The 15430-nt window shown below is 71.1% G+C and carries 12 protein-coding genes; 6 read left to right on the plus strand and 6 right to left on the minus strand.

Annotated features, from left to right (window positions below; all coding sequences use genetic code 11):
- Positions 1 to 45: 45 nt before the first annotated feature.
- The 4 genes from OG943_RS01605 to OG943_RS01620 all read right to left on the minus strand — a co-directional run bounded on the left by OG943_RS01605 (position 46) and on the right by OG943_RS01620 (position 2154).
- The gene (locus tag OG943_RS01605; RefSeq protein WP_328607858.1) at positions 46 to 609 is read right to left on the minus strand and encodes a dihydrofolate reductase family protein; all 564 of its coding nucleotides are present in this window, start codon (positions 607 to 609) and stop codon (positions 46 to 48) included.
- Between the two features lie 101 nt (positions 610 to 710).
- Entirely contained in the window at positions 711 to 1361 is a 651-nt protein-coding gene (locus OG943_RS01610; RefSeq protein WP_328607859.1) for a DUF899 domain-containing protein, read from the minus strand.
- Positions 1361 to 1813, minus strand: coding sequence for an SRPBCC family protein (locus OG943_RS01615; RefSeq protein WP_328607860.1), 453 nt, complete (start codon positions 1811 to 1813; stop codon positions 1361 to 1363). The genes OG943_RS01610 and OG943_RS01615 overlap by 1 nt, the downstream gene beginning before the upstream one ends.
- Positions 1810 to 2154 (minus strand): ArsR/SmtB family transcription factor, encoded by a 345-nt coding sequence (locus tag OG943_RS01620; RefSeq protein ID WP_328607861.1) that lies wholly within the window; start codon positions 2152 to 2154, stop codon positions 1810 to 1812. The genes OG943_RS01615 and OG943_RS01620 overlap by 4 nt, the downstream gene beginning before the upstream one ends.
- A 145-nt stretch (positions 2155 to 2299) precedes the next feature.
- On the opposite strand from OG943_RS01620, the gene icmF reads away from it, so the two are divergent.
- A complete protein-coding gene (gene icmF / locus OG943_RS01625; RefSeq protein ID WP_328607862.1) occupies positions 2300 to 5536 on the plus strand; it encodes a fused isobutyryl-CoA mutase/GTPase IcmF in 3237 nt (1078 codons plus the stop codon).
- Between the two features lie 13 nt (positions 5537 to 5549).
- On the opposite strand, the gene OG943_RS01630 is transcribed toward icmF, so the two are convergent.
- The gene (locus OG943_RS01630) at positions 5550 to 6254 is read right to left on the minus strand and encodes a class I SAM-dependent methyltransferase (protein WP_328607863.1); all 705 of its coding nucleotides are present in this window, start codon (positions 6252 to 6254) and stop codon (positions 5550 to 5552) included.
- A gap of 104 nt (positions 6255 to 6358) precedes the next feature.
- Between OG943_RS01630 and OG943_RS01635 the strand changes: the two genes are divergently transcribed.
- From OG943_RS01635 to OG943_RS01645, 3 genes are read left to right on the plus strand one after another with little or no spacing between them, the layout of a single operon-like run.
- Positions 6359 to 7189: an LLM class F420-dependent oxidoreductase gene (locus OG943_RS01635; protein ID WP_328607864.1), complete on the plus strand. Its 831-nt coding sequence runs from the start codon at positions 6359 to 6361 to the stop codon at positions 7187 to 7189.
- 19 nt (positions 7190 to 7208) lie between these two features.
- The gene (locus OG943_RS01640) at positions 7209 to 8039 is read left to right on the plus strand and encodes an LLM class F420-dependent oxidoreductase (RefSeq protein WP_328607865.1); all 831 of its coding nucleotides are present in this window, start codon (positions 7209 to 7211) and stop codon (positions 8037 to 8039) included.
- A 15-nt stretch (positions 8040 to 8054) separates the two neighbouring features.
- On the plus strand, positions 8055 to 9044 hold the full coding sequence (locus tag OG943_RS01645; protein ID WP_328607866.1) for a TIGR03557 family F420-dependent LLM class oxidoreductase: 990 nt from the start codon (positions 8055 to 8057) through the stop codon (positions 9042 to 9044).
- Between the two features lie 75 nt (positions 9045 to 9119).
- On the opposite strand, the gene kstR is transcribed toward OG943_RS01645, so the two are convergent.
- Positions 9120 to 9752: a cholesterol catabolism transcriptional regulator KstR gene (gene kstR / locus OG943_RS01650; protein WP_328611967.1), complete on the minus strand. Its 633-nt coding sequence runs from the start codon at positions 9750 to 9752 to the stop codon at positions 9120 to 9122.
- 146 nt (positions 9753 to 9898) lie between these two features.
- Between kstR and OG943_RS01655 the strand changes: the two genes are divergently transcribed.
- Both OG943_RS01655 and OG943_RS01660 read left to right on the plus strand, forming a co-directional pair.
- The gene (locus OG943_RS01655) at positions 9899 to 11938 is read left to right on the plus strand and encodes an acyl-CoA dehydrogenase family protein (protein ID WP_328607867.1); all 2040 of its coding nucleotides are present in this window, start codon (positions 9899 to 9901) and stop codon (positions 11936 to 11938) included.
- Between the two features lie 193 nt (positions 11939 to 12131).
- The gene (locus OG943_RS01660) at positions 12132 to 14873 is read left to right on the plus strand and encodes a BTAD domain-containing putative transcriptional regulator (RefSeq protein ID WP_328607868.1); all 2742 of its coding nucleotides are present in this window, start codon (positions 12132 to 12134) and stop codon (positions 14871 to 14873) included.
- Positions 14874 to 15430: the final 557 nt, after the last annotated feature.

Genomic DNA, 15430 nt, shown 5'->3' on the forward strand with positions numbered 1-15430 from the left:
CGGCTGCCGGGTCACCGGATCGGTGACCCGGCGCGGTCGCGGCCTTCAGCCCGCGGACCGGCGGTACCGCAGCAGCACCACGCGGCCGTCGAACACCCGGGACCCGGCCAGTTCGAGCTCCAGCCGGTCGGCGTCGATGGCGAACGGGCGTTTGTCGCCGCCCAGCACCACCGGGTGAACGAACACCTGGTACTCGTCGATCAGCCCCAGCCGGCCGAGCTCGGCCGGCAGGGTGGCCCCGCCGACGAGCAGGATGTCCTTCTCGTGCGCGGCTTTCAGCGCCGCCACCTCTTCGGCCAGGTCACCGTTCAGCACCCGCGTGTTCCAGCCCGCCTCGGCCAGGGTGCGGGAGAAGACGACCTTCGGCATCGCCAGCCACACCGGCGCGAACGCGCGGCCGTGCGGATCGTCCAAGGCCTCGGCCGTCGGCCAGTAGCCGGCCATCATCTCCCACACCCGCCGCCCGTAGGCCAGCACCGCGGAACGCCCGGTGAGCGTTTCGCTGTGGACGGCCAGCTCCGGCCCCATCGGCGCCCAGTCGAACTCCCCGCGCGGCCCCTCGACGCAGCCGTCGAGCGAGACGTGGACCTGGTAGACGAGCTCACCCATGACGTAGACCCTCTTTCACCGGGCGGCGCCTCTCGGGGACGCCGTCACCCACCGGTCGGAGCCGGTCCGGGGGACCGGACACCGGGCGGGGATGTTCCGGTTCAGTATTCGTCGTGCCGGCGCCACCACGAGCTGGGCGCGTCGGAGCCGTGCCCGGATTCCTCCCAAGCCTCCTGGCGGCCGAACGGCGTCACGTCCAGGTACCGCAGCGTCGAGACGAACTGCTCCCCGCCGCGGTCGCTGGTGAAGTACGTGCGGTAGACGTCCGAGCCGTCGCGCAGGAAGACGCTCAGCCCGAAGCCCGTGCCGACGCCGCAGTCGGCGGTGAAGTCGCTGCCCGCGGCGGAAACCCACGGCACCGTCCAGCCCATCCGGTCCCGATAGGACTCGATCTCGGGCAGGGTCGCGGGCGCGACCACGGTGAGCGTGACGTCCCGCGCGTTCAGGTGCGCCGGGTGGCTCATGTTGTCCACGAGCAGCGAGCAGCCGGGGCAGCCCGCGGCGTCGCCCGGGTGCAGCATGAAGTGGTAGACGATCAGCTGGCGGCGGCCCTCGAACAGGTCCAGCAGGCGCTTCGGGCCGTCCGGCGTGGTGAACTCGTAGGGCTTGGCGAAGGGGACCATCGGCAGCCGGCGGCGCTCGGCGGCCAGCCGGTCGGCCGCGCGGGTGAGGTCCTTTTCCTTGCGCAGCAAGTCTTCGCGCGCGGCCTGCCACTCTTCGGCGGAAACGACGCGGGGGAGTGCGGTGGTCATCATGCCTCCTGACGGATCCGGGCGAGCTGGACGGCGAGGTCTTCGAAGCCGGACTGCCAGCCGTGGAAGTGGCCGTCGCGCTCCACCTCGTTCGGGAACGGGGCCTGGTGGAAGGTCATCTCGGTCTTGTCGCCGGTGCCGTCGAAGGTGATCGTCACCAGCGTCTCGCCGACCTCGTCGGCGGGGTCGTCCCAGCGGTAGGTGAACACCAGCCGCCGGGGCGGGTCGAGTTCGCGGTAGCTGCCCTCCATCCAGCGCTCGACGCCGTACTCCTCGCTGCTGATGCACGCGCGCCACCGGCCGCCGGGCCGCGGGTCGGTCGTCACGGACGAGGCGGTGAACTTCTGCGGGCCCAGCCAGCTCGCCAGGTGGTCCGGGTCGGTCCAGGCGCGGAACACCAGTTCGCGCGGGGCGTCGAACGCCCGGGTGATGGTGAGTTCGTGTTCGGTCATTCGCCGGTCTCCCTAGCGGTTGCCTGAATCCTGCGCAGGTGCTCGTCCAAGCGGTCGAACCCGGCCTCCCAGAACTGCCGGTACTCGCCCACCCAGTCGGCGACGACGGCCAGCGGCCGCGCCTCCAGGCGGCACGGCCGCCACTGCCGGGTGCGGCCGCGGCTCACGAGCCCGGCCTGTTCCAGCACTTTCAGGTGCTTCGACACCGCCTGCAGGCTCACCTCGAACGGCGCGGCCAGCTCGTTGACGGTGGCCTCGCCGTGGCAGAGCCGGGCGAGGATGGCCCGCCGCGTCGGGTCGGCCAGCGCGGAGAAGGTGATGCTGAGCTGATCAGTGGCCATGTCTATTCAATCATTCGGTTAATTAACATCTCGGTTGAATATAGCCCTTCACTGGACGATGTCAACCGGCCCGGAAGACGGGTTGAGACCTGCGTTACGTGGGACTCGGGTTTCCAATAGTAGGAAGTCCAAGTATTTTGGAGGGATGAGCAGCGACCTGTACCGTCCGGTGAACCCGGTCCGGTTCGTGACCGCGTCCAGCCTGTTCGACGGGCACGACGCCTCGATCAACATCATGCGGCGGATCCTGCAGTCGCAGGGCGCCGAGGTGGTGCACCTCGGGCACAACCGCTCGGTCGACGAGGTGGCCACCGCCGCCATCGCCGAGGACGTGCAGGGCATCGCCATCTCCGCGTACCAGGGCGGGCACGTCGAGTACTTCAGCTACCTGGTGGAGCTGCTGGCCGAGCGCGGCGCCGGGCACATCAAGGTGTTCGGCGGCGGGGGCGGGGTGATCGTCCGAGAGGAGATCGACCTGCTGCACTCCCGGGGCGTGGCCCGGATCTTCTCGCCCGAGGACGGTTACGAGATGGGCCTGCCGGGCATGATCAACTTGATGATCAAGGCCTGCGACGTGGACCTCTCGGCGCAGCCGCCCGCCTCCGTGGACAAGCTGCTCTCCGGTGAAGTCCCGGCGCTCGCGCGCGTGATCACGCAGCTGCAGCGCGAGGCCCTGCCCGGCGAGTGGCTCAAGACCATCACGGAAACGGCGAAGAAGCGCCACGTCCCGGTGCTCGGCATCACCGGCACCGGCGGCTCCGGCAAGTCCTCGCTCACCGACGAGTTGATCCGCCGCTTCCGCCTGGACCAGGAGGACAAGCTGCGGATCGCGGTGCTCGCCGTGGACCCGTCGCGGCGCAAGGGCGGCGGCGCGCTGCTCGGCGACCGCATCCGGATGAACTGTCTCGACGGCTCGCCCGTCTACTTCCGCTCGCTAGCCACCCGCACCACCGTCGGCGAGATCCCGGTCGGGCTGCGGGAGTCGATCCTCGCGTGCCAGGCCGCGGGGTACGACCTGGTGATCGTGGAGACGCCGGGCATCGGCCAGGGCGACGCGGGCATCGTCGACTACGTGGACGAGTCGCTGTACGTGATGACGCCGGAGTTCGGCGCCGCGTCACAGCTGGAGAAGATCGACATGCTCGACTTCGCCGACGTCGTCGCGATCAACAAGTTCGAGCGCCGCGGCGCCGAGGACGCGCGGCGCGACGTCGCTCGCCAGCTGGTGCGCAACCGCGAGGCGTTCTCGTCCGGGCCCGAGGACATGCCGGTCTACGGGACGAGCGCGGCGAAGTTCAACGACGACGGCGTCACCGCGCTGTACCAGCACCTGCGTGACCTGCTGGCGGGACAAGGGCTTTCGGTCGCGGCGGGGGTGCTGCCGGCGGTCGCGGGCAAGGTCTCCACCGACGCCAGCACGGTCATCCCCGGCAACCGCGCGCGGTACCTCGCGGAGATCGCCGAGACCCTGCGCGGCTACCACGAGAAGACCGCGCAGCAGGTCGCCGCCGTCCGCAAGCGCGACCACCTGGCCGCGGCCAGGGTGGCGTTGTCCGAAGCAGACGCCTCGACCGACGCGCTGGACGGCCTGCTGGCCGCGGCCGAGTCCGATGTGGACGGCGAGTCGACAAAGCTCCTCGAGCGTTTCGAGGCGCTGGCGGGGGAGTACCGCCAGGACGAGCTGGTGGTGAAGATCCGCGACAAGGAGCTGCGCACGCAGCTGTGGCGCGACACGCTGTCGGGCAACCGGATCCCGCGCGTCGCACTGCCGCGCTACTCCGAGCCCGGCGAGCTGCTGTCGTTCCTGCGCCGCGAGCACCTGCCCGGATACTTCCCTTACACCGCGGGTGTTTTCCCGTTCAAGCGCGAGGGTGAGGACCCGGCGCGCATGTTCGCCGGCGAGGGCGACGCGCTCCGCACCAACCGCCGGTTCAAGCTGCTCTCGGCCGACTCGGAGGCCAAGCGGCTGTCCACGGCGTTCGACTCCGTCACCCTCTACGGCCACGACCCCGACACCCGCCCGGACATCTACGGCAAGGTCGGCACGTCCGGCGTCTCCATCGCGACGCTGGAGGACATGAAGGTCCTCTACGACGGCTTCGACCTCACCGCGCCGAACACCTCGGTTTCGATGACGATCAACGGCCCCGCGCCGACGATCCTCGCGTTCTTCCTGAACACGGCGATCGACCAGCGCGTCGAGGCGTTCAAGGCGGAGCACGGGCGCGACCCGTCCGCGGCCGAGCACGCCGAGCTGGCCGAGTGGGCGCTGAAGAACGTGCGCGGCACCGTGCAGGCCGACATCCTCAAGGAGGACCAGGGGCAGAACACCTGCATCTTCTCCACGGAGTTCAGCCTGCGGATGATGGCCGACATCCAGGAGTGGTTCATCGAGCACGCGGTGCGCAACTTCTACTCGGTGTCGATCTCCGGTTACCACATCGCGGAGGCCGGGGCGAACCCGATCTCGCAGCTGGCGTTCACGCTGTCCAACGGCTTCACCTACGTGGAGTCCTACCTCGCGCGCGGCATGAGCATCGACGACTTCGCGCCGAACCTGTCGTTCTTCTTCTCCAACGGCATGGACGCCGAGTACTCGGTGCTCGGCCGGGTGGCGCGGCGGATCTGGGCCGTGGCCATGCGCGAGCGCTACGGCGCGAACGAACGCTCGCAGAAGCTCAAGTACCACGTGCAGACCTCGGGCCGCTCGCTGCACGCGCAGGAGATGAGCTTCAACGACATCCGCACCACGCTGCAGGCGCTCTGTGCGCTCTACGACAACGCGAACTCCTTGCACACCAACGCCTTCGACGAGGCGGTCACCACACCCAGCGAATCGTCGGTGCGCCGCGCGATGGCCATCCAGATGATCATCAACAAGGAGTGGGGCCTGTCGAAGAACGAGAACCCGCTGCAGGGCTCGTTCATCATCGACGAGCTGACCGAGCTGGTCGAGGAGGCCGTGCTGCTGGAGTTCGACCGGATCTCCGAGCGCGGCGGCGTGCTCGGCGCGATGGAGACCGGCTACCAGCGCGGCCGGATCCAGGACGAGTCGATCCTCTACGAGCGCAAGAAGCACGACGGATCGCTGCCGATCGTCGGCGTGAACACCTTCCGCAACCCGCACGAGGGCGAGGAGGACGTCGAGGTCGAGCTGGCGCGGGCGACCGAGGACGAGAAGAAGTCCCAGCTCGACCGGCTGGCCGACTTCCAGCACCGCCACCAGGTGGAGGCCCAGGACGCGCTCAAGGCGCTTCGCGAGGCCGCCACCCGCGGCGGCAATCTGTTCGGTGTGCTGATGGACGCCGCCCGGGTCTGCTCGCTCGGTCAGATCACCGACGCGTTCTTCGAGGTCGGCGGCCAGTACCGGCGCAACGTCTGAGGCGGCGGCCGGGTTACGCGCGTTCGGCGGCCAGCTGCCAGATGGGCGCGCGGACCCGGCCGTTCTCGTCCACTCCCAGCTCGTCGAGTGTGGCGATGTCGAAGTGCGTGCCCGGCGAGAGCGCTTCGACGGAGGCCTTCATCTCCTCCGGCGTCGTGGCCGTGGTGTAGAGCGCCGGCGCCAAGCTGGTGATCTTCCAGCCCTGGCCGACCGTTTCCCGCAGGTTCTGCTCGCTGATCTGGAACGGCGCGGGAAAGCCCTCGGGCAGCGCGTCGGAGAAACAGAGGATGTGCAAGCGGGCGCCGGGACGCGTGGCCCGGACGAGCGCGGCGACGTAACTGTGCCGCTGCTCTTCGTTCAGGCAGTGGTAAAGCGCGCTGTCGAGGACCGTGTCGAAGCGGTTCTCGAGCCCGTCCAGCCGGGTGGCGTCGGCGACCTGGAAGCTGACCTCCAGCCCCTTCGCGGCCGCGCGCTCCTGGGCCTGGCGCACGGCCGTCGGGGCGCCGTCGACGCCCGTCACCCGGTATCCGCGGGAGGCGAGGAACGCGGCGTTCTCGCCGAGCCCGCTGCCCACGTCGAGCACCTCGCCGCGGAAGCCGCCGGATTCCTCCAGCGCGACCAGAACCGGCTGCGGTGCACCGATGTCCCACGGCATCGAGCTGCCCATCGGACTCCGTCCCTGGTACAGCTGCTCGAAGTCGAGGTCCGGCAGGCTCATCTGGGGCTCCTTTTCAACGGTGAATGATTTCTACTCTGCGACCGATCCGGTGAGGTGTCAACCATGGCGGGAATACCCCGGCCGCACGAGGGGTAGAACGAGTCATGGACTTCGGGATCTCCACGTTCGTGACCGACGACGGCATCCGGCCCGATGTGCTGGGCGAGGCACTGGAGGAGCGCGGCTTCGGCTCGCTCTTCCTGGCCGAGCACTCGCACATCCCGGCGAGCCGGGAGACCCCGTACCCCGGCGGCGGTGAGCTCCCGCGGGTGTACTACCGGACGCTTGACCCGTTCGTGGCGCTGACCGCGGCCGCGGCGCGCACGTCCGACCTGGTGCTCGGCACCGGGATCGCCCTGCTGATCCAGCGCGACGTGATCCACACCGCGAAGGAGGTCGCCTCGCTCGACCTGGTCTCGCGCGGGCGGGTCGCGTTCGGCGTCGGCGTGGGGTGGAACCGCGAGGAGATGGCCAACCACGGCACCGACCCGGCCACCCGCGGCGCGCTGATGGACGAGCAGATCGAGGCGCTCAAGGCCATCTGGACCAGCGAGCAGGCCGAATACCACGGCAAGCACGTCGACTTCGACCCGATCTCCGCCTGGCCCAAGCCCGTGCAGCAGCCGCACCCGCCGGTCTACATCGGCGGCGAGAGCCCGGCCGCGCTGCGCCGGCTCGCCAAGCACGGCAACGGCTGGCTGCCGCGCTCGTCCACCCCCATCGACGAGATCCGGCGGGTCCGCGACTGGCTCGCCGAACAGGGCCGCACCGACGTGCCGTTCACCGTGTTCGGCGGTGCCGCGGACGGGGACGTGATCAAGCGGTTCGCCGACGCCGACGTGGAGCGCTACACGTTCATGCTGCCCACTCTGCCCGAGGCCGAGACGCTCGCCGCGCTCGACGACCTCGCCCGGCTGGCGGCGGGGTACCGGTGAACCGTGGTTCGATGAGCGCATGAAGTTCGGGATCTTCAGCTTCGTCACCGACGAGGGCATCCGGCCCGACGCGCTGGCTCGCGGCGTCGAGGAGCGCGGGTTCGATTCGCTGTTCGTCGGAGAGCACTCGCACATCCCCGCGGACCGGCAGTCGCCTTACCCGGCAGGGGGCGAGCTGCCGCCGTTCTACTACCGGATGTATGACCCGTTCGTGGCGCTGACCGCGGCCGCTTCGGTGACGTCGACGCTGTTGCTGGGCACCGGCGTCGCCCTGCTCGCGCAGCGCGACCCGATCCAGACCGCGAAGGAGGTCGCCACACTCGACCACTTCTCCGGCGGGCGGGTGCTCTTCGGCGTGGGCGCGGGCTGGAACCTGGAGGAGATGCGCGACCACGGCACCGACCCGGAGACCCGCGGCCGGCTGCTCGACGAGCGGCTGGACGCGATGAAGGAGCTGTGGACGGCCGAAGAGGCCACTTTCCACGGCGAGTTCACGAATTTCGACCGCGCCGTGGCGTGGCCGAAGCCGGTGCGGCAGCCGTACCCGCCGATCTACGTCGGCGGCAACAGCCGGTTCGCGGCGCGCCGGGCGCACCGGCACGGCGGGGTGTGGATGCCGAACTCGGTGGGCGTGCCGGAGGCGGTCCCGCCGCTGATGGCGCTGCGGGACGAGTTCGCGCCGGGCACCCCGGTGTCGATGTTCACCGTGGGCAGTAAGAACCGCGCCCTGCTGGACGCCTACGCCGGGGCGGGCGTCGAAGGGATCACCTTCCTGCTCGGCATGTATCCGGAGGCGGGGACCCTGAGTCGGCTGGACAATCTGGCCAAAATCGTCGAAGAGTATCGGTGAAGGAGCGGAAAACGCGTGAGTGACGTGCAAATCGGCCTGGCGGCGGCGCTGGAGCAGTTCTCGCCCCGGGAGTCGATCCGGTTGGCGAAGGCCGCGGAGGAGCGGGGCTTCTCCGGGCAGATGGCGGCGGACCACTTCCAGCCTTGGGTCCCGCAGCAGGGTGAGGCCTCGTTCGTGTGGAGCGTGCTGGCTTCGCTGGCCGAGAACACGACGGGTGACCTGGGGCCGGGCGTGACCTGCCCGTCGTTCCGGCTGCACCCGGCGATGGTCGCGCAGGCCGCGGCGACGCTGGAGGCGACCTACCCGGGCCGGACGTGGCTGGGCATCGGGTCGGGCGAGGCGCTGAACGAGCACATCATCGGCGGTTACTGGCCGGAGGCGCCGGAGCGCGTGCGGCGGATGTTCGAGGCGCTCGAGGTGATCCGGAAGCTGTTCACCGGCAAGGACGTCAAGCACAACGGCGAGTTCTTCAAGATGCACAGCACGCGGCTGTGGACGCTGCCGGACACGCCGCCGCCGGTGTACATCGCCTCCGCGGGCCCGTACACCTCGCGCAAGACCGGCGAGCTGGCCGACGGCCTGATCACGCCGGGCGCGTCGATCGACAAGCTGGCCGGGATCGTGGAGAACTTCAACGCCGGCGCGAAGAAGGCCGGCAAGAACCCGGACGAGATGCCGAAGCTGCTGCAGGTGCACCTGTCGTGGGCCGAGGACGACGAGACGGCGTGGGCCAACGCGCTGGACCAGTGGCCCAACGGCGGGATGAAGTTCCCGAAGGCCGACGTGCGCTCGCCGTTCGACTTCCAGCAGATGGCGAAGCTGGTCCGCCGCGAGGACTTCGAGGGCCGCATGGTCGTCTCGTCCGACCTGGACGTGCACCGCGCCGCGCTGCAGAAGTACGTGGACGCGGGCTTCAACCGGATCTACATCCACAACGTGGGCCGCAACCAAGACGCGTTCCTCGACGCCTTCGGCAAGGAAGTACTGCCGAAGCTGAACGCCTGACGCACTGGCGCCAACGCCGTCAAGGCCTCCTTACCCGCGTGCGACGCGGGTAAGGAGGCCTTGACGGACTTTCGGCTACTTGTCCAGCAGCAGGTGGACCGAGAGTTCCAGCCGGTTCGCGACGTCGGCGGCGGACGCCCGGCGCGTCACCCACGCCACCAGGTTCGCCATCCAGACGTCGGCGACCACGTGGAAGATGTCGCGGTCGGCGTCCGTCGGCTCGTCGATCCCCATGGCCTGGGCGAACATCTCCTCCATCTGCCTGCCGACCAGCTCGACCTCGGCGGCGGCGGAGGTGTCGGCGAACATGAACGCGCGCACCATCGCCTCGGTCAGGTGCGGGTCGCGTTGCATCAGCCGGGTATTGCGGCCCAGCACGACCATCAGCCGCTCCGCGGGGGTTTCCCCCGGGATCGCGGCGCGCTCCATCTTTTCCTGCGCCCGCTCGAACTGCCGGGCCAGGCCGGACACGAGCAGGTGGATCTTCGACGGGAAGTAGCGGTACAGCGTGCCCAGCGCGACGTCGGCCTTCTCGGCCACGGCCCGCATCTGGACGGCGTCGTAGCCGCCCTTCGACGCGAGCGCGAGGGTCGCGTCGATGATGCGGCGGCGCCGATCGCGCTGCGCCGCGGACCCGAGCTCGTCGCCGATCGAGCCGAGCCCGTTCGAGCGCGCCTTCGCCGCCGGAGCCTTCGCCTTGCCCGGCATCGGTTTCTCCTCCACGTCCGGAACTCGTTCCAGTTCTGGGCTGAGCGTACCTCCCCTGGCGAAAGGTTCAACCAGTGACCCACTGGCCGAAAAACTGTAACACGTTCTACACTCGCGAGTAGTCCCGTACCCCGCGAGGAGGGCCGATGCCGGTCGCACTCACCGAGGAACAGGCCGCGCTGACCGCGGCAATCCATGACTGGGCGGCTGCCCATGACCCGTTCGCGGCGGTCCGCGCCGCGGAAGGCAGTGGCGCGTCGCTGCCGGAAAGCTTCGCCGCGCTCGGCTTGTTCGGCGTCGCGCTGCCCTCGTCGGCCGGGGGCGCGGACGGAACCGTCGCTGACCTCGCGGCCGGGCTCGCCGCGGCGGCCGAGGCGCTGGTGCCAGGGCCGGTACTCGGCACGGCGCTGGGCGCGTTGCTGCTCGTCGACCATCCGCACGCGAAGGAATTGCTGCCCGCGCTGGCCGAAGGCACGGAACGGATCGCCGTCGGGCTGGCCGGCAGCCCGCTGGTGCCCGGCGCGGACGCGGCGTCGTGGCTGCTGCTGCCCGGACCGGACGGTCACGTGCTGCTGCCGCCGGGCGCCGCGGAGGTGGAACCGTTGGCGCCCATGGACTTCTCGCGTTCGCTGGCGCGGGTGAAGTACTCGCCGTCCTCGGCTGATGAGGGGATCGGCGGCGTCGAAGACATGGCCGCGACGCTCGCCGTCGCCGAGGCCGCGGGGGTCGCGCGGTGGTGCCTGACCACGGCGGTCGAGTACGCGAAGGTGCGAGAGCAGTTCGGTCACCCGATCGGGTCGTTCCAGGCGGTCAAGCACCTGTGCGCGGAGATGCTGTGCCGCGCCGAGTCCGCGGAGGCGCTGGCCTGGGACGCGGCCACCGCGGCAGGCGGTCCGGAACACGCGCTGGCGGCCGCGAGCGCGGCCGCCGTGGCGCTCGACGCGGCCGTCGAAAACGCGAAGGACTGCGTCCAGGTGCTGGGCGGCATCGGGTTCACCTGGGAGCACGCCGCGCACCTGTACCTGCGGCGCGCGCTGGCGCTGCGGCACTGGCTGGGCGGCTCGGCCCGCTGGCGGCGGCGGGCGGCGGACCTGACGCTGGCGGGGGTGCGGCGGACGTTGGCCGTCGACGTCGGCACGGACCCCGAGCTGACCCGCGTGGCCACGGAAATCGCCGCGCTGCCGCCGGAGCGGAGCCGGGTCGCGCTGGCGGAGGCCGGCCTGCTCGCCCCGCACTGGCCCGCGCCCCACGGCCGGGGCGCGGACGCCGCCGAGCAGCTGCGGATCGACGCGGCGCTGGCGTCGGCGGGCGTGCGCCGGCCCGACCTGGTCATCGGCGCGTGGGCGATCCCGACCATCCTCGACCACGGCACCGACGAGCAGCGCGCCCGCTTCGCCGGCCCGACCCTGCGGGGCGAGCTGACCTGGTGCCAGCTGTTCAGCGAACCCGGCGCGGGCTCGGACCTGGCCGCCCTGCGCACCACCGCCCGTCGCGCCGAGGGCGGCTGGCGGCTGACCGGCCAGAAGGTCTGGACGTCGCTGGCGCACGAGGCCGACTGGGCGATCTGCCTCGCCCGCACCGACCCGGAAGTGCCGAAGCACAAGGGCATCACGTACTTCCTGGTCGACATGCGCGCGCCCGGCATCACCACCCGCCCGCTGCGCGAGATCACCGGCGCGAGCGTCTTCAACGAGGTCTTCCTGGACGAGGTTTTCGTCCCCGACGCGGACGTGGTCGGCGAACCGGGCGCGGGCTGGCGCCTGGCCCGCACGACGTTGGCGAACGAACGCGTGGCCATCGGCAGCGGCTCGGCGGTGGGGGAGGGAGTGGAGAATCTGGTGGCCGCGCTGACGGGTTCGGCCGCTCTGGGCGAGGCCGCGCGGGAACGCCTGGGCGCCTTGGTGGGCGAGGGCAGCGCGTGCTCCGTGCTGGACCTGCGGGCCACTCTCCGCCGCCTGGACGGGCGGAGTCCTGGCGCGGAGTCGGGCGTCCGCAAGCTGCTCGGTGTCCGGCACCGCCAGGAGGTCGCGGAGCTCGCCCTCGACCTCTTGGGCCCGTCGGCCCTGGAGTCCGGCGGCGAGGTGCCGCACGAGTTCCTGCTCACCCGCTGCCTGTCGATCGCGGGCGGCACGACCCAGATCCTCCGTACCGCCGCCGCCGAACGGCTGCTCGGCCTGCCTCGCTGAGCGGTGCCGGTGGCGGGCGCGACCCCCAGTACGCGCCCGCCGCCGGGTCGCCCCGGTCTCCCCGTTCCTTCGCCGTGCCCCTAGGGTTTCCGACGCCGTCCTCGTTTCGTCCTCCGGTCGGCATCATGTGCTCCACCTGCGCGTTTTTCGAGCCAGGACGCCGGGTACCAGCCTGGGGGACGAGGGGGAAACGATGAGATTCCGGATTCTCGGGACGCTGGAAGTCCGGGCGTACGGGGACCGGGTCACCTTGGCGAGCCCGCGCCAGCAGCGCGCGCTCGCCGCCCTCCTGCTCAGCCCCAATTCCGTGGTCCCGGTGGAGCGCCTGATCGACGCGCTCTGGGAGGACGAGCCGCCGACGACGGCCGTGAAACAGGTACGGAACTGTGTTTCCGCGTTGCGGGGGCGGCTCGGGGAGGCCGGCGGGGCGATCGTCACCGACGGCCCCGGGTACCGGCTGGTGGCCAGCGCCGACGAGCTCGATTCGCTCCGGTTCCGCCGCCACGTCACGGTGGCGCGGGGGCTCGCCGGGCAGGTGAAGCTCGTTGACGCCGTCGACGAGATCCGGAACGCGCTCGCCCTGTGGCGGGGCCCGGCACTCGACGGGCTCCGGACGACCACGCTGGCCGGCCGGGCGGCGCTGCTCGACGAACAGCGCGCCGACGCCGTTGAGCTCTGCGCCGAATGGCAGCTGCGGCTGGGGGAGACGGGCGAGGTCATCCGTGAGCTGGCCGAGTTCTGCGGCGAGCACCCGATGCGCGAGCGGTCCCACCTGCTCCTGATGCGCGCGCTGGCGAAAGAGGGCCGCTACGCCGAAGCGTCGACGCTCTTCCACAGCCTGCGCCGTCGGCTCGCCGACGAACTCGGCGTCGACCCGAATCCTGACCTGCACCGGCTCCACGAGCAGATCCTCACCGAGGCCACGCCCGCGGCACCGGCCGTCACCGTCGCGGTCGCCGAGCCCGAGCCGGCCGTGGAAACCTTGCCGGAGCACAACTTCGGGCGTGCGGTCACCGAACTGGCCGAAGCCGTCACGTGGCAGTGGCGGGCGGAGGCGGAGCTGCGCTCGCTGCACCGGCCACGGCCGATCGCCCTGCGCTGGTCGGCGGTCTCGGGGAAACCGTCGCTGCGGGGCGAACTCGACGGCGTCGCGGAGATGTTCACCGCGTTGCCCGTCCGGCAGCTGGTCGTGCTCGGTGATCCCGGCTCCGGCAAGTCGGTGCTCTCCCTGGTGCTGACGCTGGACCTGCTGAGCGCCCGCGACCCGGGCGAGCCGGTCCCGGTGCTGCTTTCCCTCGCCTCGTGGGACCCGCGCCGGGAGCACCTGGACCGGTGGCTGGCGGGCCGGCTCGCCGAGAACCACCCGGCCCTGCTCAACGCCCGCGAGTACGGCCGCGACGCGCCGACCCGGCTCGTCCTCGGCGGCCACGTCGTGCCGGTCCTCGACGGCCTCGACGAGATGCCGGCCGACCTGCGCGCGACCGCGCTCGACGCACTGGACCAGACCATGGCCGGGGGCCGGTCACTGGTGCTGACCTGCCGCTCCGCCGAGTACGAGCAGATCACCCGTGAGTCCGGCGCGGCGCTGGGCACCGCCACCGTGGTCCGGCTCGAACCCGTCGCGCGGCAGGAGGCGATCACCTACCTGTCCGCCCGGGAGAGCGCCGAGCACGACCGCTGGCGCCCCGTGGCCGACCGGCTGCGCCGGGATCCGGACGGTCCGCTGGGCCGGGTGCTGCGGACCCCGCTGATGGTCGACCTCGCGCGGATCGCCTACGGCCGTCCCGGCACGGATCCCGCAGAGCTGCTCAGCACCGGCGACGCAGAGGCGCTGGAAGGGCGGCTGCTCGACTCGTTCGTCCCCAACGCCTACGCGCGGGTGCCGGAGCCGCCCGGGCGAAACCCGAAGACCAGCCCGTCCGGGCAGTACACCGCGGCGCAGGCGAACCGCTGGCTGGGCTTCCTGGCCCGGCGCCTCGAACGGGCCCGCAGCCGCGACCTGGCCTGGTGGCAGCTGTACCGCGCGGTGCCCGCCGGGACCCGGGCCGGTCTGGTCGGCCTGCTGATCGCGGTGTTCTTCGTCGCCACCGGCTGGGTCGACGACGGGCCGGTGCTGGCCGCGATCTACGCCCTCTCCTTCGGCGGCGCCGGCTACCTGACCCACCGGTTCGGGCGCCCGCCCGAGCCGCTGCGCACCGAGCTGCGCTTCGCCGGGGCCGCCCGGAAGTTCGCCGGCCGGTTCGCGATCGGCGCCGTCGTGGGCGTCCTGCTCGGCCTGGGCTGGTCGCTGGCCACCGGCCTGGTCGTCTTCCTGGCGCTTGTGTTCGGCCTGGTGTTCGCGGTGCACGTGTGGCTCGCGAAGCCGGTCGACGCGAGCCGCGTGTCCAGCCCGAGGACGATCCTGCGCAACGAGCGGACCGGGGCGATCGCGTTGTCCGCCTCCTTCCTGGTGTCATTGGGGCTGTTCGACGGGATGGCGTTCGCGTTCACCGCGCAGACGCGGTTCCTGCCGGTGTTCGGCGGCCGGTACGACCTCGCGCTGGCGGTCGCCGGCGGGCTGGCGGGCGCGTTGTTCGGGTTCTTCATGGCCCGCGGCGTCGCCGCCGTGTGTTACGGCCTCGCGGGCGCCATCGCCGGCGGCCAGGTGTTCCCGCCGACGACGAGCCCGGTCCTGCCGTTCGTGGTCGGCGTGTGCTTCGGCTGCGGCATCGGCCTCGCGGTCCTCGTGACGCGCGCCTGGGGCAACTACTTCGTCAACCACCTCTGGCTCGCCGCGACCGGCCGCGTGCCCTGGCGCCTCATGCACTTCCTCGACGACGCCCACCGCCGCGGCGTCCTCCGGCAGGCCGGCGGCGTCTACCAGTTCCGCCATGCCCGCCTGCAGGAGCGGCTGGCCGAGGCCGGCCACGACGAGGCGGACCGCCCGGGGTCCTGACCGGTCTCGTCCCCGGCGGCTGAACCCCGCGTCGCGGTGACGGTGATTTCTCCTTGTCACTTGTCGGCGGTACCTGTCTCCGTACATCATCAGTGGGCTGAGGGCTCATCACCCTGGCGTGGAGATGTTTCATACGGCGGGTGATCGACTTGCCGGGCTGTGCCCTGAATGATTGCGGCAGCCGAAATTCGCGTTAAACCCAGGAAGGTTCCCCGTTGCATCTCGTGAAGCGCGCTGTCCTTACCGCGGCGCCGGGATCGACGTAGACGTCAAGACGCCGTGAACATCGACCGCGCTCCGGCCATGGTCACGCGAGCTTACGCGAGTGCGAGGAATGGCCACGACACAACGGGATCGGGCCTGGCGCGCCGTGCGTGATCTCATCGGAGATGCGCTACGACGTCGTGACGTCAAGGCCGGTGTCCGCCGAGTCCGCGTCGGCAGCCGGAGCGGCCAGGAACATGATCCCGGTGGCGACGCCGGCCGTCATGATCAGCTTTCGCACTACGGGTCTCCTTACACCTTCAGGCAGGCGCGCCCACCTGCGTTGGCACTGG

This window comes from Amycolatopsis sp. NBC_00345, assembly GCF_036116635.1.
In the GTDB taxonomy this organism is placed as follows: domain Bacteria; phylum Actinomycetota; class Actinomycetes; order Mycobacteriales; family Pseudonocardiaceae; genus Amycolatopsis.